Origin of the sequence: Acidovorax sp. M2(2025) (assembly GCF_049330835.1) — a bacterium.
Lineage (GTDB): Bacteria > Pseudomonadota > Gammaproteobacteria > Burkholderiales > Burkholderiaceae_C > Acidovorax.
The window spans coordinates 2,488,297-2,509,197 of sequence record NZ_CP186262.1 but is presented as its reverse complement, the minus strand read 5'-3'; the positions used below and the strand labels follow the sequence as shown (position 1 = coordinate 2,509,197).

At 69.3% G+C, this 20,901-nt stretch carries 17 protein-coding genes; 4 read left to right on the top strand and 13 right to left on the bottom strand.

Annotation, left to right across the window (positions count from 1 at the left end; genetic code table 11):
- Window positions 1-30: 30 nt before the first annotated feature.
- The gene (gene tolB / locus ACOYR3_RS11655) at window positions 31-1,359 is read right to left on the bottom strand and encodes a Tol-Pal system beta propeller repeat protein TolB (RefSeq protein ID WP_422842553.1); all 1,329 of its coding nucleotides are present in this window, start codon (window positions 1,357-1,359) and stop codon (window positions 31-33) included.
- Window positions 1,360-1,663: 304 nt separating this feature from the next.
- On the opposite strand from tolB, the gene msbA reads away from it, so the two are divergent.
- The gene (gene msbA, locus ACOYR3_RS11650) at window positions 1,664-3,469 is read left to right on the top strand and encodes a lipid A export permease/ATP-binding protein MsbA (RefSeq protein WP_422842552.1); all 1,806 of its coding nucleotides are present in this window, start codon (window positions 1,664-1,666) and stop codon (window positions 3,467-3,469) included.
- A 19-nt stretch (window positions 3,470-3,488) separates the two neighbouring features.
- Here the strand turns inward: msbA and ACOYR3_RS11645 are convergent, their stop codons facing one another.
- The 6 genes from ACOYR3_RS11645 to mltG form a co-directional block, all read right to left on the bottom strand.
- On the bottom strand, window positions 3,489-4,163 hold the full coding sequence (locus ACOYR3_RS11645; protein ID WP_422842551.1) for an ankyrin repeat domain-containing protein: 675 nt from the start codon (window positions 4,161-4,163) through the stop codon (window positions 3,489-3,491).
- A complete protein-coding gene (locus tag ACOYR3_RS11640) occupies window positions 4,160-4,966 on the bottom strand; it encodes a TatD family hydrolase (protein WP_422842550.1) in 807 nt (268 codons plus the stop codon). Before ACOYR3_RS11640 ends, ACOYR3_RS11645 begins: the two co-directional genes overlap by 4 nt.
- Before the next feature lie 129 nt (window positions 4,967-5,095).
- The gene (locus ACOYR3_RS11635; RefSeq protein WP_291485964.1) at window positions 5,096-5,455 is read right to left on the bottom strand and encodes a PilZ domain-containing protein; all 360 of its coding nucleotides are present in this window, start codon (window positions 5,453-5,455) and stop codon (window positions 5,096-5,098) included.
- Between the two features lie 16 nt (window positions 5,456-5,471).
- Window positions 5,472-6,482: a DNA polymerase III subunit delta' gene (locus ACOYR3_RS11630; protein ID WP_422842549.1), complete on the bottom strand. Its 1,011-nt coding sequence runs from the start codon at window positions 6,480-6,482 to the stop codon at window positions 5,472-5,474.
- Window positions 6,479-7,156 carry a dTMP kinase gene (gene tmk / locus ACOYR3_RS11625; protein ID WP_422842548.1) on the bottom strand — a complete coding sequence of 226 codons (678 nt, stop codon included), beginning with the start codon at window positions 7,154-7,156 and terminating at the stop codon, window positions 6,479-6,481. Before tmk ends, ACOYR3_RS11630 begins: the two co-directional genes overlap by 4 nt.
- A 58-nt stretch (window positions 7,157-7,214) precedes the next feature.
- Window positions 7,215-8,201 carry an endolytic transglycosylase MltG gene (gene mltG / locus ACOYR3_RS11620; protein WP_422842547.1) on the bottom strand — a complete coding sequence of 329 codons (987 nt, stop codon included), beginning with the start codon at window positions 8,199-8,201 and terminating at the stop codon, window positions 7,215-7,217.
- Window positions 8,202-8,246: 45 nt separating this feature from the next.
- Between mltG and ACOYR3_RS11615 the strand changes: the two genes are divergently transcribed.
- Window positions 8,247-9,164 (top strand): YgfZ/GcvT domain-containing protein, encoded by a 918-nt coding sequence (locus ACOYR3_RS11615; RefSeq protein WP_422842546.1) that lies wholly within the window; start codon window positions 8,247-8,249, stop codon window positions 9,162-9,164.
- 27 nt (window positions 9,165-9,191) lie between these two features.
- Here ACOYR3_RS11615 and ACOYR3_RS11610 read toward each other — a convergent pair whose 3' ends face one another.
- Genes ACOYR3_RS11610 through ACOYR3_RS11600 form a run of 3 tightly spaced genes read right to left on the bottom strand, consistent with a single transcriptional unit; the run spans window position 9,192 to window position 11,972 of the window.
- Window positions 9,192-10,103 carry a YbgC/FadM family acyl-CoA thioesterase gene (locus ACOYR3_RS11610; RefSeq protein WP_422842545.1) on the bottom strand — a complete coding sequence of 304 codons (912 nt, stop codon included), beginning with the start codon at window positions 10,101-10,103 and terminating at the stop codon, window positions 9,192-9,194.
- A 9-nt stretch (window positions 10,104-10,112) separates the two neighbouring features.
- A complete protein-coding gene (locus ACOYR3_RS11605) occupies window positions 10,113-11,075 on the bottom strand; it encodes an alpha/beta hydrolase (protein WP_422842544.1) in 963 nt (320 codons plus the stop codon).
- 27 nt (window positions 11,076-11,102) lie between these two features.
- Window positions 11,103-11,972 (bottom strand): 2-keto-4-pentenoate hydratase, encoded by an 870-nt coding sequence (locus ACOYR3_RS11600; RefSeq protein WP_422842543.1) that lies wholly within the window; start codon window positions 11,970-11,972, stop codon window positions 11,103-11,105.
- A 103-nt stretch (window positions 11,973-12,075) separates the two neighbouring features.
- Between ACOYR3_RS11600 and ACOYR3_RS11595 the strand changes: the two genes are divergently transcribed.
- Both ACOYR3_RS11595 and ACOYR3_RS11590 read left to right on the top strand, forming a co-directional pair.
- Complete coding sequence (locus ACOYR3_RS11595; RefSeq protein WP_422842542.1) at window positions 12,076-13,212, top strand: iron-containing alcohol dehydrogenase; 1,137 nt, start codon at window positions 12,076-12,078, stop codon at window positions 13,210-13,212.
- A 258-nt stretch (window positions 13,213-13,470) separates the two neighbouring features.
- On the top strand, window positions 13,471-16,320 hold the full coding sequence (locus tag ACOYR3_RS11590) for a bifunctional diguanylate cyclase/phosphodiesterase (RefSeq protein WP_422842541.1): 2,850 nt from the start codon (window positions 13,471-13,473) through the stop codon (window positions 16,318-16,320).
- A 43-nt stretch (window positions 16,321-16,363) separates the two neighbouring features.
- Here the strand turns inward: ACOYR3_RS11590 and ACOYR3_RS11585 are convergent, their stop codons facing one another.
- Genes ACOYR3_RS11585 through ACOYR3_RS11575 form a run of 3 tightly spaced genes read right to left on the bottom strand, consistent with a single transcriptional unit; the run spans window position 16,364 to window position 20,799 of the window.
- The gene (locus tag ACOYR3_RS11585; protein WP_422842540.1) at window positions 16,364-17,539 is read right to left on the bottom strand and encodes a patatin-like phospholipase family protein; all 1,176 of its coding nucleotides are present in this window, start codon (window positions 17,537-17,539) and stop codon (window positions 16,364-16,366) included.
- A 2-nt stretch (window positions 17,540-17,541) separates the two neighbouring features.
- The gene (locus tag ACOYR3_RS11580) at window positions 17,542-18,369 is read right to left on the bottom strand and encodes an HDOD domain-containing protein (RefSeq protein ID WP_422842539.1); all 828 of its coding nucleotides are present in this window, start codon (window positions 18,367-18,369) and stop codon (window positions 17,542-17,544) included.
- Between the two features lie 60 nt (window positions 18,370-18,429).
- Entirely contained in the window at window positions 18,430-20,799 is a 2,370-nt protein-coding gene (locus ACOYR3_RS11575) for a Tex family protein (RefSeq protein WP_422842538.1), read from the bottom strand.
- Window positions 20,800-20,901: the final 102 nt, after the last annotated feature.

The following is a 20,901-nucleotide window of genomic DNA, read 5'->3' as shown; positions in this document are numbered from 1 at the left end:
AAAACTGGATCACTGAAATGGGTTGAAAGTTCACTGCTTTTGGAAGGGGCCCCAATCCGGCTCGCGGATATCGCCGGCCTGGCCTGCCAGGCGGGCCTTGATCTTGCCGTCCAGCGTGGTGGTCATCAGCGCCTCGCGGCCCTGCTGCTGGGTGGCGTACACAATGAGCCGGCTGTTGGGTGCAAAGCTGGGGTTCTCGTCGGCGGTCGTATCGGTTACCGCGTTCACCGTCCCCGACGAAAGGTCCATGACATGGAGCTTGAACGCGCCGCCAACCCGCGAGATGTAGGCCAGCCAGCGGCCGTCCGGGCTGATGCTGGGGGAAATGTTGTAGCTGCCAGTGAAGGTCACCCGCTCGGCGCTACCGCCCGATGCCGGCACCTTGTAGATCTGCGGTGCGCCGCCCCGGTCGCTGACGAAATAGATGCTGCGCCCATCGCCCGAGAACACCGGCTCGGTATCGATTCCCGAGCTCTGCATGAGCCGGCGTGGCTCGCCGCCATTGGCGTCGATGGTGTAGAGCTGCGATCCGCCGTCGCGGCTGAGCGTCACGGCCAGCGTGCGCCCGTCCGGCGCCCACGCTGGCGCACTGTTGGAACCGCGGAAGTTGGCGATCAGCCGGCGCCGGCCAGACGCCACGTCGTGCACGTACACCACCGGTTTGCGTGACTCGAACGACACATAGGCCAGTTGGGCTCCGTTGGGCGACCAGGCTGGGGAAATGATGGGCTCCGGGCTCGACAGGGCCGACTGCGCATTTTCTCCGTCGGCGTCCGCCACCCAGAGGCTGTAGCGCGGACCGGTCTTGGTCACGTACGCGATGCGGGTCGAAAAGACACCCCGCTCGCCGGTGAGCTTCTCATAGATGAAATCGGCAATACGGTGCGCTGCCAGCCGCAGGTCGCCCTGCAGCACCACAAAGCTCTGGCCGCCCAGGTCCTGGCCCTTGACGACGTCCCATAAACGGAAACGCACGTCATAGCGACCGTCCGGCAGACGCGTCACGCTGCCTGCAGCCAGCGAGTCGGCACCCTTTTGCCGCCACAGAGCCACGTCCGGCCGGGTCCCTTCATCCAGTGCAGCTCCAGCAGCGTCCACCGCCCGGAACTGGCCGCTGCGTTCCAGGTCGGCCTGGACGATCGCGGAGATCTTCTGGGGGGACTGCGCTTCGCCGCGAAACGTCGCGATGGCAACAGGGAGTTGGGTCAGCCCGACGCCGGTCACCTCGACACGGAACTGTGCCAGAGCGGGGATGGCGGGGGTGGAGAGCAGCGCCGCCAACATATGGCGCCGCAAGGGATGCGGCGGGGCCGCGGGAGAAGAGGAAAGATCGTGTGTTGGAATGGGGTCTTTGGTCATTGGCATCCAGCGGTAGCCGAACAAATGCCGAACGGCAACCCCGAATGTTACACACAGCGGGCGCACCCCTGTGACAAACTGTGCGATTGCCGACCATTTCAGGCGCCCTCTGGACGGCCTCCGCCAGGTCGACCCGAGCCTGTTTGCGATGGCCCAGAGGGCAGGCAACGGCCGTGGTGGGTAGCCAATGGCTCGGCTAGTGGCAAGCACCGCAGGTCCCTCGCCGCCACGGCCATCGTTCAGATTCAGGGGTTGGAGCGCGATCCCCGCGCGACCGCAAGCAGGCTCTTAGAATCCCGGCCACATGCATGCGACCGACCCGGGCAATCCGCCCGCCCCCTCCCCCGCCCCCCCTGCCGCGAACCTGATCACACGGTTGCGCAGGCTGTCCGTCTACTTTGGAAACCAGCGAACCGCGTGGGTTCTGGCAGTGGCCGCCACGCTGGTAGGGGCCGTGACGGAGCCGCTGATCCCTGCGCTCCTGCAGCCCTTGCTGGACCGCGGCTTCACCCAGGGCACGCTGCCGCTGTGGCTGGTGCCGCTGGCCATCCTGGGCGTGTTCTTCGTGCGCGGCATCGCACAGTTCGTGGGGCAGTACGCGCTGGCGCGGATCGCCAACGAAGGCATGCTGACCCTGCGGCAGTCGCTGTTCGACAGGGTGCTGGCGGCCGAGATGGGCCTGTTCTCGCGGCAGTCGGCCAGCGCACTCTCCAACACCGTGGTCTATGAGGTGCAGACGGGCGCAACCTTGCTGGTGCAGGCCCTGCTCGGCATTTCGCGCGATGGCTTCACGCTGGTGGCACTGCTCGCATACCTTCTGTACCTCAACTGGCAACTCACGTTGATCGTGGCCGTGGTCGTGCCCGGCGTGGCCTGGATCATGAAGACCTTGTCGCGGCGCCTGTACCACCTCACCAAAAGCAGCCAGCAAGCCACCGACGAGCTGGCCTACGTGGTGGAGGAGAACGTGCTGGCCCATCGCATGGTGCGCCTGCACGGCGCGCAGGCCGGGCAGGCGGGCCGCTTTGCCACCCTGAGCCAGAGCCTGCGCCGACTGGCCATCAAGTCGACCATTGCGTCCGCCGCCATGACCCCGCTGACCCAGCTGCTGGCCGCCGCCGCCTTGTCCGCGGTGATCTGCGTTGCCCTGTGGCAAAGCCGCGGCACGGTGGGTGCGAAAGACGTCTCCGTCGGCGGCTTTGTCTCGTTCATCACCGCCATGCTCATGCTCATTGCGCCCATCCGCCGGCTGGCAGACGTGGCCAGCCCCGTGACACGCGGTGTTGCCGCGCTGGAACGCGGCCTGGCCCTGCTGGGCGACACCGGGGCAGAAACCGGCGGGCAGTTCCAGACCGACCGCGTGCGCGGCGCGCTGGAGCTCTGCGAGGTGACGGTGTCCTTCGGCCCTGACCACGCACCGGCACTGGACCGTGTCAGCCTGCGGGTGGCGCCCGGCGAAGTGGTGGCGCTGGTCGGCCCTTCGGGCGCCGGCAAGACGACCCTGGTCAATCTCCTGCCGCGGTTCGTGGCGCCTGCGTCTGGCGACGTTCTCGTGGACGGGCATGCCGTGGGCGACTGGGATCTGGGGTCGCTGCGCGCGCAATTCGCCATGGTGAGCCAGGATGTGGTGATGTTCAACGACACCATCGCCGCCAATGTTGCGCTGGGCCAGGCGGTGGACGAACCGCGGGTGCAAGCCTGCTTGGCAGCCGCCAACCTGGCGGACCATGTGGCGGCGCTGCCCAGGGGCATGCACACCGTGGTGGGGCACAACGCAGCGCAGCTCTCGGGCGGGCAGCGGCAGCGGCTGGCAATTGCCCGGGCGCTCTACAAGGACGCGCCCATCCTCATCCTGGACGAGGCCACGTCCGCGCTGGACACCGAATCCGAGCGTCTGGTGCAGGACGCGCTGCAGCGCCTGATGCAGGGGCGCACCACGCTGGTCATCGCGCACCGGCTCTCCACCATCGAGCATGCGGACCGGGTGGTGGTGATGGAGCGCGGGCGCATTGCCGAGCAAGGCACCCATGCGGAACTGCTCGCGCAGGGCGGCCTGTATGCACGCCTTCAGGCGCGACCGGCGGCCGGTGAAACGGCCGTGCTGGACTAAAGACCCAGCCGCCGCGGCGCTACCAGCGGCCGCGGTTGGGCTGGCGCCGGCGGATGGCCGCGGCGATTCTCTCGGCCGATTCCGTGCGGCTCACCCGCAGGGCAAAGTCCGCCGCCGTCAGGCCCAGCTGGTTCTTGAGCGTGGGGTCGGCCCCTTCGTCCAGCAACAGCTGGACCGCCTCCGTGGACCCGTAGTGCGCAGCCATCATGAGCGGCGTGGTTCCGTTCGGGGAAGCCGCGTCGATGTACGCATAGTGCTCCAGCAGCAAGGCGATGATGGCCACATGCTGGGCCGACCCCGCCGATGCGGCGTAGTGCAGCGGCGTCCAGCCGGTCTTGTTCACGTCCGCGTCGTGCGCAAGCAGCGCCTTCACAGCCTCCACATTGCCCTTGATGGCCGCCATCATCAGCGGGCTTTCGTCCTTGGCATTGCGCGCATCCACGTCGATGCCGCGCGATGCCAGCAAGGCCGCAAAGGCTTTTGACGAACCGTTTTGCAAGGCGATGGTGAGGCCAACCTGCCCTTTGGGGTCGCGGGTGTTGGGGTCGAATCCCCGCCGCAGCAACGCGGTCACCGCCTCCCCGTCGTCGCGCAGGATGGCAACAAAGAAATCCTCGTAGGCGCCCGCCCAGAGTGCAGGCGCCATGCCGGCCACGATCAGGCCCGCCACAACATGTCGGCGATGGACGCTCATGCCGCAACCCCCTTGAAAAGCGTGTCGAAGTTGCGGCTGGTGGCCTCGGCCACGGCCTCCAGCGCAAGGCCCTTGGTCTGCGCCACCTGCTTGGCCACCCACGGCACATAGGACGGGTTGTTGGTCTTGCCGCGGTAGGGCACGGGCGCCAGGTAGGGGCTGTCGGTCTCGATCAACATGCGGTCCAGCGGTACAAAGGCCACGACCTCGCGCAACTCCTGCGCGCTCTTGAAGGTCACGATGCCTGAAAACGAAATGTAGTAGCCGCGGTCCAGCGCCGCCCGCGCCACCTGCATGGACTCGGTGAAGCAGTGGAACACGCCGCCCGCCAGATTGCCCGGGCCATCCTCCCCTTCCTCGCGCAGGATGGCCAGCGTGTCGTCCGACGCACTGCGGGTGTGGATGACCAGGGGCTTGCCGCAAGTGCGGGCGGCACGGATGTGGTTGCGAAAGCGGTCGCGTTGCCACTCCAGGTCTGCCACGGACCGCCCGCCCTTGCGGTCCTCCATGCCGTAGTAATCGAGCCCCGTCTCGCCGATGGCCACCACGCGCGGCAAGGCGGCGCGGTCCAGCAGGTCCTGCACCGTGGGTTCGGCAACCCCTTCGTTGTCGGGATGCACGCCCACCGTGCTCCAGAAATTGTCGTGCGCCATTGCCAAGGCATGCACCCCGGCAAACTCCTCCAGCGTGGTGCAGATGCACAGGGCGCGGGTGACCTGGGCCTGGGCCATGGCCTCGCGGATGGCCGGCAGCTGGCTCACCAGTTCCGGAAAGTTGAGGTGGCAGTGCGAATCAGTGAACATGCGGCTTCAAAAAAAAGGGGGGGCCAAGGCCTGTCTCCGCACCCCGGCCCACCCCACCTGCCGAGGGAACGTCCCAAAGGAAAAAGCCGACCCGCGTGCGCAGGGTCGGCACGGGAGGGGCCGCGGCGGTCAAATGGTCTGGGTCGGCCGGTCCGACCCCAAGGCGGTCCCGAGCAGCTCTTCAATCTTGATCTTGAGCTGGCGCGACTTCTCGTCCTTGGGAAACTGGATGCCTACGCCCTGGGTGCGGTTGCCTGCCGCCCGGGCCGGCGTGACCCAGGCCACGCGGCCGGCCACGGGGTAGCGCTGCGTGTCGTCCGGCAGCGTGAGGAGCACATACACGTCGTCGCCAAGCTTGTAGTCCCGTTGCGTCGGCACAAAGATGCCTCCCTCCGTGAAGAAGGGAATGTAGGCAGCGTACAGGGCGGCCTTTTCCTTGATGGCCAGCTGCATGACGCTGGGACGTGGCGCGGTGGAGGGACTGCTCATGGGTGAAGGGTACGGCTCAGTGTTTGGAGTGTAGGGTGTTTCTCGCCTGGGCGACAAGCGCCTCCAGCATGAGGCCGGCGTTGAACGGGTGCTCCGCCGTGCGCGCTGCCTTGGCCAGCGCCCGCGACCAGCGCGTGAGCGCGCCCAGCGCCGGCAGCGCCTTGGGCAGGTCCGCCGCCGCGAAGTACCGGGGTGCGGCGCCGACCCGGGTGGACAGCAGGTCGTGGCAGAGCTTCTGCAGCGCATCGATGGCCTGGGCGGGCGACCAGTCTGCCAGCGCCGTGACGTCCCCCTTGGCCACCGCCTGGGGCAGCGCGGCCCAGGCCTGCGGGCTGCGGCCGGAGCGCGCTAGCAGCACGGCATCGTCCGGCCGGCCGCCGGCCGCACGCAGGAACGCTGACGCGGCCTCGGGCGCCAGGCCTTGCGCCTGCAGCCATGGCAGCATCTCTGCCTCGGCCGGCCAGAGCATGGTGTGGCCCAGGCAGCGGCTGCGGATGGTGGGCAGCAGCTGGTGCGCCGCCTCGCTCGCCAGCACAAAGCGCACATCGCCCGGCGGCTCTTCCAGCGTCTTGAGCAAGGCATTGGCGGTCACGTGGTTCATCTGCTCGGCCGGGTACACCAGCACGGCCTTGCCCCGGCCGCGGGCCGACGTGCGCTGGGCAAACTCCACGGCGTCGCGCATCGCTTCCACGCGGATCTCGCGGCTGGGCTTGCGCTTCTTGTCGTCGATCTCGGCCTGGGCTTTTTCGGACAGCGGCCAGCCCAGCTCCAGCATTTGCACCTCGGGCATCAGCACGCACAGGTCGGCATGCGTGCGCACGTCGATGGCGTGGCAGCTGGCGCACTGGCCGCAGGCGCCCTGCCCGCCCGGCGCATCGCACAACCAGGCACGCACCAGTTCCAGGCCCAGCGCATATTGCCCCAGGCCCGAAGGCCCCTGCAGCAGCCAGGCGTGGCCCCGCTGGGCCAGCAGCCGCGTGCGCTGCGCGGCGATCCAGGGCGCGGTCAGGGGGGTGGTCTCGCTCATCGGCCCCCCCCGTCGGCCGGCACCATGATCGCCAGCCAGCCCTTGCGCACCAGGAGGCTGGTGAGCTGCTGCCACACGCGGTGGCGCTCCAGGGCCGCGTCGATGCGCGCAAACCGGTGCGGCGCGGCCGTGGCGCGCTGTGCATAGCCCTGCACCACCCGGCGGAAAAACTCCACGGGCTGGGACTCGAAGCGGTCGGGCACCCGCGCGCCCACCAGGCGTTCAGCAGCCACCTCGGGCGCCAGATCGAACCACACCGTCAGATCCGGTTCTCGCATCAAATTGGCATCTGGGGCAAGCCCAGTCTGCGCAAGGCGCTCCAATAATGATAGCACCTGCAGATCGAAGCCACGCCCGCCGCCCTGGTAGGCAAAGGTGGCGTCGGTGAAGCGGTCGCACAGCACCACCTCGCCGCGGGCCAGGGCAGGCTCGATCACGTTGCGCAGGTGGTCGCGCCGTGCGGCAAAGATCAGCAGCGACTCGGTGAGCGCATCCATGGGATCGTTGAGCACCAGTTCGCGCAGCTTTTCCGCCAACGGGGTACCGCCCGGTTCGCGGCTGACCACAACCGTGCGGCCCTGGGCGCGGAAGGCGGCCGCCAGGCCGTCGATGTGCGAGGACTTGCCTGCACCGTCGATGCCTTCAAAGGAAATGAACAGACCGGGTCGTGGCATGGAAACCTTGGCGTGGCGTGGAAGGCCGTGGGGGTGGGCTTGGGCGGCGGACAGCGGGCTACTGCTGCCCGCGCTGGTACCGGTTCACGGCACGGTTGTGCTCTTCCAGAGAGGCGCTGAAATGGCTGGTGCCGTCGCCCTTGGCAACAAAGTACAGGGCCCGGGTGGGCTCGGGCTGCACGGCGGCCAGCAGGGCGGCTTTGCCGGGCATGGCGATGGGGGTAGGCGGCAGCCCCACGCGGGTGTAGGTGTTCCAGGGCGTGTCGGCCTGCAGATCGCGCTTGCGCAGGTTGCCGTCGAATTTCTCGCCCAGGCCGTAGATGACGGACGGGTCGGTCTGCAGCAACATGCCGGCGCGCAGGCGGTTGGCAAACACCCCTGCGATCTGCGCCCTGTCGCTTGCGCGGCCGGTCTCCTTCTCGACGATGCTGGCCAGGATCAGTGCCTCATCGGCCGATTTCAGCGGCGTGTCCGGCGCGCGCTGGGACCACGCAGCCTCCAGCCGGCGGTCCATGGCATGCAGGGCGCGGCGCAGCAGGGCCAGGTCGCTGGATCCCTTGGCATAGGCGTAGGTGTCCGGGAAGAAGCGGCCTTCGGGCGCCACGCCCGCACGGCCCAGCTGGGCCATCACGGCGTCATCGCTCAGCTGGGCCGTGTCGTGCCGCAGCTGCTCCTCCTTGGCCAGCGCCTGGCGCACCTGGCGCCAGTTCCAGCCCTCCACCAGGGTCACGGCGCGCAGGGTTTCCTCCCCACGCACCAGCTTTTGCAGCAAGCTGCGGGGCGTGGTCCCGGCTGGGATCTCGTAGTTGCCCGCCTTGATCGCCCGGTCCTGCCCCGACAGGCGGAACCACGCGTAGAGCAGCCGCGCATCGGTCTGCGCACCCGCGGCCACCACGTCCCGCGCAATGCCGCGCGGCGTGGTGCCCGGCTCGATGGCCAGCTCCAGGGGCTCGCCCGCGGCCACCAGCGGCTGGTGCAGCCACCAGAAGGCGGCGCCCCCCAGGGCGATCAGCACCACCGCAACCAAAGCCAGAAGACGTCGCACAACCCTGATGAATGTGTGTATGAAACCGGGCATCATAATTCAGCAATGACCACCCTACTGAACGGTATTGCTCCCCTGCACCACCTTGGTGTGATTCGCGTGGAAGGCGACGACGCCGCCAAGTTCCTGCACGGCCAGCTCACCCAGGATTTCGCCTTGCTGGGCATGGACCAGGCCCGCCTGGCCGGGTTCTTGACGGCCAAGGGCCGCATGCTGGCCAGCTTTGTCGGGTTCAAGCGCAGCGACAGCGAGATCCTGCTGCTGTGCAGCCGCGACCTTCTGCCCGCCACGCTCAAGCGCCTGTCGATGTTCGTGCTGCGGGCCAAGGCGCGGCTCAGCGATGCGACGGCGGATTTCGCGCTGTACGGATTGGCCGGGGACGCGGTGGGCCAGCTCGCGGGCGGCCCGCGCCCGGCCTGGACCCGCGACCAGGTGGGCGCCGCGACAGTGGTCCACCTGCACCCCGCGGAGGGCCAGCCGCGGGCGCTCTGGATCGCACCGGCCTCCAGCCCTGCACCCGAAGGCGCGGCGCTGAGCCCGGCGCTGTGGCTGTGGGGCGATGTGCGCAGCGGCGTCGCCACCCTCAGCGCCCCGGTGGTGGAAGCCTTCGTGCCCCAGATGCTCAACTACGAATCGGTGGGCGGGGTAAATTTCAAGAAGGGCTGCTACCCCGGCCAGGAGGTGGTGGCACGCAGCCAGTTCCGCGGCACGCTCAAGCGCCGCGCCTTCATCGCGCACGCGCCTGCGGAAGTGGCTGCGGGGGCGGAAGTGTTTGCCGCGTCCGATCTGGAGCAGCCCTGCGGCACGGTGGTGCAAGCCGCGCCGGCGCCGGGCGGAGGCACGGATGCCATCGTCTCGCTGCAGCTGTCCGCCGCGCAGGAGCCGCTGCAGGTGGGCGCCGCAGGCGGCGGCGTTCCCCTGGCGCTGCAGCCTCTGCCCTACGCCCTGCTCGAAGACATTTGAGCGGAGCGGCGGGCAGCGGAGCCCGGCCTACAGCCGCCGCGCCATCGCGATGTGGGAGATCCCGGCCTCTTCCCAGGGTTCGCCCACCACGGCAAACCCCGCCCGGCGGTAGAACCCCTCTGCGGCGCGCTGGGCGTGCAGCTGCACTTCCTTGTCGCCACGCGCCTGCGCCGCCGCCACCAGTGCATCGAGCAGCTGGCGCCCCCATTGGGACCCGCGCACCGAGCGGTCCACGGCCATGCGGCCGATGCGGCCCACGCCCGGCGCCTCCTGCAGCAGCCGGCCCGTGGCAACGGGCATGCCCAGCCGGTTGTAGGCCACCGCATGGCGGGCGCTCGCGTCCAGCGCGTCGGCCTCTACCTCGGCCGGGATTCCTTGCTCGCGCACGAACACGGCCGTGCGCAGGCGGCCGGCATCGCGGCCCAGCGTGTTCCAGTCGCCGGTGCGCACCTCGACCATGTCCGCGCCCGCCTCAAAGCCCTCAAAAATGACCCGCAGCGCGGGAGGCACGGGGCGCGAGGTCTGCGTGGCCGGATCGGCAAACACATAGACCAGTTCGCCCGAAACCAGCAGTTGGTCGCCGCTGAAAACGCCGGCTTCGAACACGCACGACGACCTGCCCACGCGCACGCAGCGCAAGCCCACGTCCAGCGCGTCATCCAGCCGCGCCGAGGCGTGGTACTCCACCGTGGCCTTCTTCACGTACATCTCGCCGCCCAGGGTAAGCATGCTGGCCTCGTACGGCAGCGCAAGGGCGCGCCAGTACTCGCTCATGGCCGTATCGATGTACATGAGGTAGTGCGCGTTGAAGACGATCTTCTGCATGTCCACCTCGGCCCAGCGCACGCGCAGGCGGTGGAAGCAGCGGAAGTGGCTGCGCGCCGGCGGCCGGGGCGTGGGGGCCGCGGCCAGCGGCAGGTCAGGGTGTGGGGTCTGCATGCTGTTGATTCACTCCATTCCAAAAGCCTGGCGCAGGGCCCGGGCGGCATCGGCATGGGCTTGGCGCGCCTCCGGAAGGGCGCGGCCCATCTTGATGAATTCGTGCGTCACGCCGCGGTAGATCTCCAGTTCCACGGGAACCCCGGCCATGCGCAGCTTGTCGGCGTAGTCCACGCCCTCGTCCACCAGCGGATCGCATTCGGCCAGGCCGATCCACGCCGGTGCCACGCCCTCCACGTCAGGCGCGAGCAACGGGGCGAACCGCCAGTCCTCGCGCTCCTCCCGGCTGTGCACGTAGTTGCCGAAGAACCAGCTGATGGCCGGCTCTTCCAGCACCAGTCCCTTCGAAAACGTGGCGTGCGATGGCGTGTCCTGGTGGGCCGCGCAGCCCGGGTAGATGAGCAGCTGCAGCGCCAGCGGCACGCCCGCGTCCCGCGCCAGGATGGCGTTGACCGCCGCCAGCGTGCCGCCCGCGCTATCGCCCCCCACCGCCAGACGCGCCGGGTCGGCGCCCAGGGTTGCGGCATTCCGGGCCATCCATTGCAGAGCATCCCAGGCGTCATTGCTGGCGGTGGGAAAACGGTGCTCCGGTGCGAGGCGGTAGTCCAGCGACAGCACGGCGCAGCCTGACAGGCGCGCCAGCTCGCGGCACAGGATGTCATGCGTCGCAATGCTGCCGATGGTGAAACCACCGCCGTGCAGGTACAGCAGCAGAGGCAACGCCGCATCGCGGGACGCGGCGTACAGCCTGCCTGGCAAGGCGTGGCCGTCGCGCGCCGGGATGTGCAGGTCCTCCACCCGCGCCAGGGCGGCCTTGGGCACCTCCAGCACATCGGCACCGGCCTGGTAGGCGGCGCGCGCGTCCTGGGGCGAACGGGTGTGCAACGGCGGGTGCCCGGCGCGCGCCATGCGCTGGAGCACGCTGCGCATCTGCGGGGTGAGTCGGGTGTGGTGGAGATGCAGGTCGGTCAACGGTACAGCTTCCGGGAGGCAGAGGGGTTACTTGAAGGTCACGCGCACGGGCGCGGCGCCCGGCAGCCCATCGTACGTGGCAGTCACCGACAGGCCGGGCTTGGGCGGCAGCAGGGGCGAGAAGGAGCCCAGGCTGATCAGGTCGCCCGGCTGCATGGCCAGCCCTTCCCGCGCCAGGGCCTGCGCCAGCCACACCACGGCATTGAGCGGGTGGTCCAGGATGTCGCTGCCCTTGCCGCCGCCCAGGCGTGCGCCGGTGCCATCCGTCAGCACCACCTGCATGTCCGCCAGGGACTGGAGCAAGGCAAAGCGCTCGGCGCGGTAGGCGGGCACCGGCATAGGCGCACCGGCCACGCCCAGCCGCGCGCCCACGTTGATGGCCGTGACGCCTGCGCCGTTGAGCTTGGGCGGCGCCTGCACCAGCAGGTCCGGCAGTTCGATGAAAGGAATGATCTGGTCGATCGCGTCCAGCACCTCCTGCGGGGTCCTGGCCTGGTTGACCGCGGCGCTCTTGACCCGCACCAGCATGTCGGCCTCGTAGAGCGGGCGTGCGCCGAAGGCGGCGTCCACGGTGGCGCCGCTGGCCAGCACCATGCCCTCATAGAGCTTGCCCCACACGGGCTTGTCGGTGCTGAAGCGCTTTTGCACGGCGGGATTCGTGAGCCCGGCCTTGTAGCCCACCACCTTGCCCATGCGCTGGGCCAGCAGCTGGTTCACCTTGGCGCGGGTGCAGGCGCCGTCGGCGTCCGAGAGGTTTTCGGGATTGGCTGCGGGGGTCTTGGCGGCGTAGTGGGCCACCAGGTCGGCCACCTGCGCATCGCTCAGGCATTCGGCCTGCACGCTTGTCGCACAGGCGACGGCAGCCAGCGCCGCCATCAGGGTTTGCTTCGTGTTCATTCAGGTCTCCTCCTTATAAAGTGGGCTGTCGACAACGGTTCGCAGTCCCGGAGGACTATCGTAATCGCTGGCACTTTGCCCGTCCTACCACTTCCGCTTCACCATGGCCTTCATCTACTACGTCACCCAGATCCAGTTTGAATTCGGCGCCGTCCAGCTGCTCCGCCAGGAGTGCGAGCGCGTCGGCATCACCCGCCCGCTGATCGTCACGGACCCCGGCGTGAAGGCGGCCGGCGTGCTTCAGAAGGCGCTGGACGCCCTGGCGGGCCTGCCAGTGGCCGTGTTTGACCAGACGCCCTCCAACCCCACCGAAGCCGCGGTGCGCGCCGCCGTGCAGGTGTACCAGGCGCAGGGCTGCGACGGGCTGATCGCCGTGGGCGGCGGCTCGGCCATCGACTGCGCCAAGGGCATCGCCATCGCCGCCACGCACGAGGGTCCCCTCACGCGCTACGCCACCATCGAAGGCGGCTCCCCACGCATCACCGAACGGGCCGCGCCGCTGATCGCAGTGCCCACCACCAGCGGCACCGGCAGCGAAGTGGCGCGCGGCGCCATCATCATCGTGGACGACCACCGCAAGCTCGGGTTCCACTCCTGGAACCTCGTGCCCAAGACGGCCATCTGCGACCCCGAGCTGACGCTGGGCCTGCCGCCCCTGCTCACGGCGGCCACCGGCATGGACGCCATCGCGCACTGCATGGAAACCTTCATGTCGGCCGCATTCAACCCACCGGCCGACGGCATTGCACTGGACGGCCTGACCCGCGGCTGGGCCCACATCGAGCAGGCCACCCGGGACGGCAGCCACCGCGACGCCCGCCTGCACATGATGAGCGCCAGCATGCAGGGCGCCATGGCCTTCCAGAAGGGCCTGGGCGCCGTCCACTCGCTCAGCCACAGCCTGGGCGGCCTCAACCCCCGCCTGCACCACGGCACGCTGAACGCCATGTTCCTGCCCGCGGTGGTCCGCTTCAATGCGTCCGCAGAATCGGTGCAGAGGGAAAAGCGCCTGGAGCGCATGGCCCACGCCATGGGCCTGGGCTCTGCCGGCGACATCCCGGACGCGATCCGCGACATGAGCGCCCGCCTGGGCCTGCCCACGGGCCTGGCCGCGATGGGCGTCACCCCCGGCATGTTCGGCGACATCATCCAGGGCGCCATGGCCGACCATTGCCACAAGACCAATCCCCGGGTTGCCACGGCCGAAGAGTACGGCGAGATACTGCGGCAGTCGCTGTGACCCCGGACGGGGCAGTGCCGCACCGGCCCTGCGCGGGCAGCGTGCGGCCGCGGGCCAGGATTGCGCTGTCCCACGCCGCGGAAGTGCGCGCTAGACTCGGGGGCGTCGGCATTTAATTAACAATTCATTATCCCGGGGAGCGCATGCGCGAACCGGCGCCGTGTGCCTGTGCGGAGCACCGCCCCAGCGGGTCCGAGAGCGCACGCGAGCGCCGCCTCCGCGCGCAGCGCCCTCCCGGGCTTCCGGAGGGCCCCATCCATGCGCAGTGGAAATCTCAGTACCTGGCTGCTGCGGGGCACCTACCCACGCCTGTATGTTCCGATCATTCTGATCATCCTGCTGGTCAGCGGGGTGCGCTACCACTTCCTGCTCTCCACGGAAACCGAGGAGGTCCGGCGCCACGCCGCGGCGGAACTGCGCCGGGCGGCCGACCTGCTGCTGCCCGCGCTGGCACCGGTGGCGGCAGAGGACCCTGCCGCACAGGTGGCGCGGCTGAACGATGGCCTGGCGCGCCTGGGGCCCGGCGTGCAGTCGCTGGCGTGGCAAGTGGCCAACCGGCCGCCTGTCCTTGCCGCGGCCCCCGCCGTGGCGGCAGCGGTGCCGCCGTGGTTCGAGCGATGGGTGGAGATCGCGCCCCCGACGCAGCATTTCGCGCAGGCGGCACCGGACGGCAGCACCGCGCGCCTGACGGTCACGCTGCAGCGCGGTCCCCTGGTCACCCAGGTCTGGAACACGGTGGTCGTGCAGCTGCGGATCTCCGCGCTCAACATCTTCACCATCCTGTTCCTGCTGACGCTGCTGCTGCGCGCCAACGCCCGCATGCTGCGGCGCCTGGCCGACGCTGCCGATGCCTTCCGCCACGGGCGGCTGGACACCCGCATGCAGGTGACCGGCACGCTCGAGTCCCGCGCCATGGCCAGCACCTTCAATGACATGGCGGGCAAGATCCAGTCGCTGGTCCTGTCGCTGCGGGAAACGCAGCAGCTGCAAAGCGAGCAACTGCATTTCACGCGCCAGCTGATCGACGCCCTGCCCCTGCCGGTTGCGGTGCGCGACACGCAGGGCGTGTACCTGGAGGTCAACCGCGCCTGGCAGCGCCTTTTTCACGCGCCGGCCAGCCCCGGCACGGCGCCCGCGTCGCCGCCCGCCTATCCGCAGGAACTGGCGCCCGAGCGCTCCACCCAGCTTGCGCAGGCGCAGGACAACGAGATCCGCATCCACCCCGCCAACCACCAGCCGCCCCGCGACATGGCGTACTACGAGGCGCCGTTCACCACCACGCGCGGCACCGTGGCGGGCAGCATCGGCGCGCTGGTGGACGTGACCGAGCGCAAGCGCGCGCAAGAAGCCCTGCGGGCCGAGAAAGAGCGGGCGGAGGTCACCCTGGCCTCCATTGGCGACGGCGTGATCACCACCGACCTGTCGGGCTGCATCGAAACCCTCAACGAAGCCGCGCAGCTCATGACCGGCTTCACCGCCGACCAGGCCGTGGGCCGGCAGCTGGACGACGTGTTCCGCCTGTACCAGCGGCTGGCCAGCCGCAGCGCCAGCGCGGCGGCCGAACGCGACCCCACGCCCGGCGCGCTGCGCCAGGTGTCGCAAGAGGTGCTGATCCACCGCTCGGGCGAGCGCTACGCCATCGAATACACCGCGTCCCCCATCCGCAAGCCCGACGGCATGGCCGTGGGCTGCGTGCTGGTGTTCCGCGACGTGACCGAGACCCGCAACCTGCAGCACCAGATCTCCTGGCATGCCCGGCACGACCCGCTCACCGGCCTGTACAACCGCGCGGCCCTGGCCGAGCGGCTGACCCATGCGATCTTCCAGGCCCGGCAAAAGCAGCGCCTGCTGGCGGTGTGCATGCTGGACCTGGACCATTTCCAGGCCGTCAACGACGCGCACGGGCAGCGCGTGGGCGACCGGCTGCTCAAGGAGACGGCGCGCCGGCTGGAGGCTTTCATCACCCCGCAGGACGCGGTGGCGCGCATGGGTGGCGACGAGTTTGCGCTGCTGCTGGGCGAGCAGCCCCACCTGGCCGCCATCGAGACCCGGGTCGGCGTGCTCATGCAGCAGCTGGCCGCGCCGTACGCCATCGACGACAGCGTGCTGCATACCACCGTGAGCATCGGTGTGGCCGTGTTCCCGCAAGACGACGCCAACCCCGACACCCTGCTGCGCCATGCCGACCAGGCCATGTGCCAGGCCAAGAACCTGGGGCGCAACCAGATGCACCTGTTCGACGTGCAGCAGGACCACGCGGTGCAGACCCAGCACAGCCGCCAGACGCGCGTGGCGCAGGCGCTGCAGGCGGGCGAACTGCTGCTGCACTACCAGCCCAAGGTGCACCTGCGCACCGGCGAGATCCTGGGGGTGGAGGCGCTGCTGCGCTGGCAGCACCCCGAGCAGGGGCTGCTGGGGCCGCAGCACGTGCTGCCGCTGGTGGAAGACCCGGAACTGGAGGAAGAGCTGGGCGAATGGGTGCTGCGCCAGGCCCTGGCCCAGATGCGCCAGTGGACCGATGCCGGCGTGGCGTGGGAGGTGAGCGTGAACATTTCCGCCGCGCACTTCCACCGGCCCCACTTTGTCGAGCGGCTCAAGGACATCCTGCACACCTGCCCCGAGGTGGCGGCCCACCGCCTGGAGCTGGAGATCCTGGAGTCCGCCGCGCTGCAGGACATGCAGCACATGCGCGAGATGATGCAGGACTGCCAGGCCCTGGGCGTGCGCTTTGCGCTGGACGACTTCGGCACCGGCTTTTCCTCCTTGTCCTACCTCAAGCGCCTGCCGGCCGAGACGATCAAGATCGACCAGTCCTTCGTGCGCGGCATCCTGGAGGACGGGGACGACCTCACCCTGGTGAGCGCCATCGTCGCGCTGGCCGCGGCGTTTGGGCGGCACGTGGTGGCCGAAGGCGTGGAAACCCCCGAGCAGGCGGCCCGGCTGCTGTCGCTGGGCTGCGAGCGCGGGCAAGGCTTCGGCATCGCGCGGCCCATGCCGGCGCACGAGGTGCTCACCTGGGCGCGCGACTATGCCGCCCGCCGCGTGGCCCAGGCTCCACGGCGCGGCGCGGCCACGGCGGACCTCACCGACAGCGCCCGGGGCTGGTAGCGCCGCACCGGCCGCGCAGATCCCGCTGCCCGTGCAGGGGGCGCTACAGCGGGTGCACGGCCGCCATGTCCGGCCGCTCCAGCCAGGCCTGCCATTCGTCCACCAGCTGCTGGCTGGCCCGCGTGGCGGCTTGCCAGGCCTTGGCACGGGCGGCGCTGTCCGTGCCGTAGTGCGTGAAATCGTTGCGGTCGGGCAGCTTGGCGTTGGGCAGGGTGCGCACCCAGTCGGGATTGGGCGACAGCACCACCATGGCGTCCAGCGCGGGCGTGGCGCGATGCCGCCACTTGAGCCCCTTGTCCAGCCAGCCGGGCACCACACGGTGCTGGAAATGCGGATACAGGACCAGGCGGGCCCCGCCCCCGTCGGCAGATTTCAAGCCATTTGGGCCTCTATCCCCCGCTGGCAAAGCGCCAGAAGCTATACTTTCCATAGCATTCTGTGACACTGCACCATAGGCCAGGTGCATGTGGTAATCGGTGATGCCCCCGTCCCAGTAGGCCCCGCGCGGCGCGCCCGGGATGTTGTGCACCGCCTGCAGCACGAACGGAATGGAGCAGCTGGCCTGCAAGGCCGGCATGAAGTTCTCCTCGCTCAACGCCACCTGCCGCGTGCGGTAGTCGTGCGTGCCGAACGGCAGCGCCGCGCACCCGCCGCCCGCAGCGGGCGACGAGAACACCACCCGCTCCAGCCATGCGCCCAGGGCCTTGCGGTGCACGGTGTTGGACACGAAGGCGCCTAGATAGCCCAGGGGCGTGGCCACCCGGTGCTCGCGCGCCAGCACATGCCGGCCGCGCGAGGTGACGATGTGCAGCCGGTATCGCGGATGGTGCAGCACCTCGCCGATACGCCCGCCGTAGAACGCCTGGAGGTTCTGCCCGAACCGCTCGCTCACATGGGCCGCCGTGGGCCGCGTCTTGCCCGGGGGCAGGTCATAGTCCTGGTGGATGTAGTCGTGCTCCAGCCGCTCGAACGCCGCCACGGGGTCGTCCAGGCAGGCCGTCGCCATGCGCCAGGCGCCAATGGACGCACCCACCAGGTCCACCGGCTGGCGGGATTGCAGCAGCCATTCGCCAAAGAGAAAACGGTCCAGCGGCCCGAGGATCAGGCCCTTGGGCCCGCCGGCGGCGGCCGGAATCACGCCCACATCCGCGGGCTGCAGGCCTTGGCGGGCAAGGTGCTGGCGGGCCCGCGGGCCGGCATGGAGGCGCAACGCTTTCATGCTCACACGACATAGTCCGCCGCGTCGGGCCGGGCGGTCCAGTCGATCGGGTCCTGCTGCAGCACCATGTCGATGTCCAGGCCCAGCGCCAGCCCGACTTCGCCCGGGAACGTGACGGCCAGCTCCTTGTCGCCCAGCTCGGCCTCGCGGGCGCGGGCCCGCCAGGCGGCCAGGTGGATGACGCCCGCCAGCGGCTCGTAGGCGCTGTGCTCAAACGGCGCGCTCTGGTACTGCAGTGCGTCCACCACCGTTTCCGGCAGCCGCCAGCGGCGCGCCAGGCCCGCCGTGACATGGCCGTAGCAATAGCCCAGGATGCGCTGCTCGATCTTGCCGCGGCGCAGGTCAAAAGGCGCCACCAGCGTGTTGATGGACTGGATCCTCTCCGGGTCGGCCAGGTGGATCACCAGCTCGCCCAGCGCGTGCAGGAGCCCGGCGGTATAGGCCGCCACCTGGTTTTGCTGCGCAATGCCCGCCAGCGAACGGGCCAGCTTGGCGGTGTTGAGGCTGTAGCGCCAGAACTGCTGCATGTTCACCCCGGGCACCGACCGCGACGTGGTGCCCAGCGGCGCCGACATCACCAGCGCGCGCACCTGGGCCGTGCCCAGCAGCGCCAGCGCCTCGGGAACGCCCGCGATCTGGCGGGGCAGCTGGAAGGTGTGGGAATTGGCCAGCTCCAGCAGCCGCCCGGCCAGGGCCGGGTCGGTGCCGAAAAACTGGTTCAGGCGGCGCAGGCTGGGCTCCTCATGGGCCAACTCGCTCATCAGCAGCGCCACAGCGCGCGGCAGGCTGGGCAGTGCCACGGGGCGGGCCAGCAGTGCGTTCAACTCCATGGGTCAGGCGCCAGATTGTTAATTGCTGGCGATTATGGCCTTCAATGCGCCGCCGGCCCGTCACCGACCCTTGACCTGTTGCAACTTGGCGAATGCCGACGCCATGGCCGACTGCTGCACCGGCTCCGGCGCCCGGCGCTGCGGCTGCGCGTAGCCGCGCCCCGCGCTCTCAAAACGGTTGTCCCGCGGCGCGCCCCGGTCGCCGCCCTGGCGCGGCGGCGCGTCGCCCAGCTTCATCGACAGGCCGATGCGCTTGCGCTCCACGTCCACTTCCATGACCTTGACCTTGACGATGTCGCCGGTCTTGACCACCTCGCGCGCGTCGTTTACGAACTTGTGGGCCAGCTGGCTCACGTGCACCAGGCCGTCCTGGTGCACGCCCAGGTCAACAAAGGCGCCAAACTGGGCCACGTTGCTCACGGTGCCCTCCAGCACCATGCCCACCTTCAGGTCCTGGATGTCTTCCACGCCGTCGTTGAAGCGCGCCACCTTGAAGTCGGGGCGCGGGTCGCGGCCGGGCTTTTCCAGCTCGGAGAGGATGTCCTTGACGGTGATGACGCCAAACTGCTCGTTGGCAAACAGCTCGGGCTTCAGCGTCTTGAGCATGTCGGCGCGGCCCATCAGCTCGGCCACGGGCTTGCCCGTCTTGGCCATGATCTGCTCGACCACCGGGTAGGTCTCGGGGTGCACGCCCGTCATGTCCAGCGGGTTCTCGCCGCCACGGATGCGCAAGAAGCCCGCGCTCTGCTCGAAGGTCTTGGCGCCCAGGCCGGCCACGTCCATCAGCTGCTTGCGGCTCTTGAACGCGCCGTTGGCCTCGCGCCAGCGCACCACCGCCTTGGCCACGCTGCCCGACAGGCCCGACACGCGGCTGAGCAACGGCACACTGGCCGTGTTCAGGTCCACGCCCACCGAGTTCACGCAGTCTTCCACCACCGTGCCCAGGGTGCGCGCCAGCTCGCTCTGGTTCACATCGTGCTGGTACTGGCCCACGCCGATGCTCTTGGGGTCGATCTTGACCAGTTCGGCCAGCGGGTCCTGCAGGCGGCGGGCAATGGAGGCCGCGCCGCGCAGGCTCACGTCCACGTCGGGCATTTCTTGCGATGCGTATTCGCTGGCGGAGTACACCGAGGCACCGGCCTCGCTCACCACCACCTTCTCGATGGTGCGATCGGCCTTGGCCGCCATCTTGATCAGGTCGGCGGCCAGCTTGTCCGTCTCGCGGCTGGCGGTGCCGTTGCCGATGGCGATCAGGTTCACGCCGTGCTTTTCGCACAGCTTGGCCAGCGTGAACAGCGAGCCGTCCCAGTCGCGCTTGGGCTCGTGGGGGTACACCGTGGCGGTGTCCACCAGCTTGCCGGTGGCGTCCACCACCGCCACCTTCACGCCGGTGCGGATGCCGGGGTCCAGCCCCATCACCACGCGCGGGCCGGCCGGTGCGGCCAGCAGCAGGTCGCGCAGGTTGTCGGCAAACACCTTGATCGCCACCTTCTCGGCCTCGTCGCGCAGGCGCGCGAACAGGTCGCGCTCGGTCGAGAGGCTGAGCTTCACGCGCCAGGTCCAGGCCACGCACTTGCGGATCAGGTCATCGGCCTTGCGGCCCTGGTGGCTCCAGCCCAAGTGCAGGGCGATCTTGCCTTCGGCGATGCTGGGCTTGCCCGGCTCGGGCTCCACCGGCAGCACCAGCTTGGCTTCCAGGATTTCGAGCCCGCGCCCGCGGAACACCGCCAGCGCACGGTGCGAGGGCACGCGGCCAATGGGCTCGTCGTATTCAAAGTAATCGCGGAATTTGGAGACCTCGGGGTCGTTCTCGTTCTTGCCCTCCACCTTCTTGCTGCGCAGCAGGCCCTCGGCCCACAGCCACTCGCGCAGGCTTTGCACCAGGGCCGGGTCTTCGGCCCAACGTTCGGAGAGGATGTCGCGCACGCCGTCGAGCACGGCGGGCACGGTGGAGAAGTCGGCCCCCGGCTTGCCATCGTCCAGCACCTCGGGCGGCTTGGTGAAGGCGGCGGCCTCCACGGCGGGGTCCAGCGTGGGGTCGGCAAACAGCTTGTCGGCCAGCGGCTCGATGCCGAACTCGCGTGCGATCTGCCCCTTGGTGCGGCGCTTTTGCTTGAAGGGCAGGTAGATGTCTTCCAGCTCCTGCTTGGTGGGGGCGGCCGCAATGGCGGCACGCAGCGCATCGGTCAGCTTGCCTTGCTCGTCAATGGCCTTGAGCACCGCCACGCGGCGGTCTTCCAGCTCGCGCAGGTAGGACAACCGGGCCTCCAGTTCGCGCAGCTGAATATCGTCCAGCCCGCCCGTCACTTCCTTGCGGTAGCGCGCAATGAACGGCACCGTGGCGCCGCCGTCCAGCAGCTCCACGGCTGCACGCACCTGTTGTTCACTGACCCTGATTTCTGCGGCCAACTGCCGGATGATCTGCTGCATGTGTGGCGAACTCTCTGACACTCAAACAAAACGCGAAGCGCGGGAGTTTGCCACAGCGCCAATGTGCCCCCGCAGAGGGCCCGGGCAGCGTTGCCGCCCTAG